Source organism: Bifidobacterium sp. UBA744 (assembly GCA_002298605.1).
GTDB lineage: Bacteria > Actinomycetota > Actinomycetes > Actinomycetales > Bifidobacteriaceae > Bifidobacterium.
Genome location: DBKS01000048.1, coordinates 494 through 2,339, shown reverse-complemented (window position 1 = coordinate 2,339; position 1,846 = coordinate 494). Strand labels below are relative to the sequence as shown.

Below are 1,846 nucleotides of genomic sequence, written 5' to 3'. Positions count from 1 at the left end.
GCTCATTCCGCGACACATGACGCGAATCATCCCGCGCGGGCAGCATGCCCATCACCTTGCGTTCGTTGTACAAAGCGAAGATCAAGCCGCCGACGCCACACAGCGCAGCCGCCGAGAACGCAGCGATACGATACCCGACACCGGAACCGTCGCCCAAGCCGATCGTGCTCACACCCGTGAACAACAGCATCGCGACGGACTGGCCCATCTTCATCGCGAAGGTACGGGCCGCGTAGAACATGCCCTGACGATCCTGGCCGGTGGTCGCGGAACTCGCGTCGGCGATATTCGCCACAATCGCCTGCGGCAGGATGCCGAACGCCGCCATCGGCACGGCGGCCGCCACGGCCAGGACCACGCCCTGAATCATCGGCGGAATCACGCCCAGCACGCCGGACGGGCCCAATAGGCCGGCGAAGGCGAACGAGCAGGTGAAGATCGCGAACGCCACCAGCAGCAGACGCTTCTTACCCACCCTGTTCGCCAGCACATTCACCGGCAGGTAGAACAGCACCGAGACGCCGGTCATCAGCACAAAGTAGATCGTGGTGGTGGTTTCGGGAAGCTTGAGCAGACTGGTCACAAAGAACGGCAGACCGGTCTGGAAGGTGGTGATCGCCACCCAGTAGATCACGTCGGAGCAGACGAACTTGCGGAATTCACCGTTGTGGAAGGTCTGCTTCAGCGATTCGATCGTCGATTCGGACGTGGGCTGCGACCTCACGTACTCGCGCTCGTCGATGGTTAGCGGAGGCACCAGCATGCACGCCAACGCCACCGCGGCCATGATGGTGAACGTCACGCGGATGGCGTTGACGCGGCCGAGCGCCGGCACGAATCCGCCCCATATCACCGGCGCCACGTAAGCGATCGCCGTGCCGGCCACCCACGTGAGGGAAATCGCCGTGGAGATGTTCAGCTGCTGCCGGGAATCATGCCCCAACTCGGCGATCAGCGCATTGTACGGCGTGCAGTAGAACGTGAGCGCGATGTAGTAGCCGATCACCGTTGCGAACAGGAACGCCGCGTTCAGCCAGCTCACGCCGTTGACCGGACTCCAAAACACCAGCACGGTTATCAGCGCCAACGGCAGCGCCGCATATCTGAGAAACGGCATACGACGCCCCTTTGGCGACGTGCTGCGGTCCGAGAGGCTCGCCACGGCCGGATCCACAAACGCGTCGAAGAATCGCGCGAACGCCGTGATGCCACCGACCACCGTCACCACGCCGGCGATGGCCAGACCCTGCGGCACGAACACGGTTTGGCCCTGTGCGACGGTCTCCTGATCGGGCTGGTAGAAATACACCAGCCAGTTGGAAATGATGCCGCTGAGTAGCGCCCAGCCGAACTGGCCGACCGCGAATGCCCATATCAAACGCGTTGGCAAGACCGCACGTTGATTCTTCATTATTCACATCCCTCGCCGAACCATCCACCGTTGGAATTCTTCCCTACGAACTTAGCATTATTCGACGGCATTGCTCGACGCCGTTCCACTGGAACGCCGTCCACCGGAACGCCGTCATCAGAACGCCGTTTCGACGGCGATGGGAGACAGCAGACAAGAAATTCACCGAAAGAGCCGGCCACGTCACCCGGCATGCAACTGTCATGATCATTTTTTCACAGTTGCAACCCAAAAACTATCCATTCTGACGCCGAGGGTGCTGGCGAACCCCAAGGCGGCGACTGTGAAAGAATCTATTTTAGATTCTTTCACATTTTTCCGCTGAAACGAAGCGTGCGCAGCCCTACCGAACAGCTTTTCCAACGTTATACCACTGCGTTTGAGACCGACAGGAACCGCACTATATCCACAGATGTGAAAGAATCTATTTTAGAT

At 59.9% G+C, this 1,846-nt stretch carries 1 protein-coding gene; it reads right to left on the bottom strand.

All coding sequences use genetic code 11. The features are described 5' to 3' along the window. Nucleotides 1-1,411, bottom strand: a 1,411-nt coding sequence (locus tag B2994_RS05120) for an MFS transporter (RefSeq protein WP_291527297.1), incomplete at its 3' end; no start/stop codon positions are given. Nucleotides 1,412-1,846 lie beyond the last annotated feature (435 nt).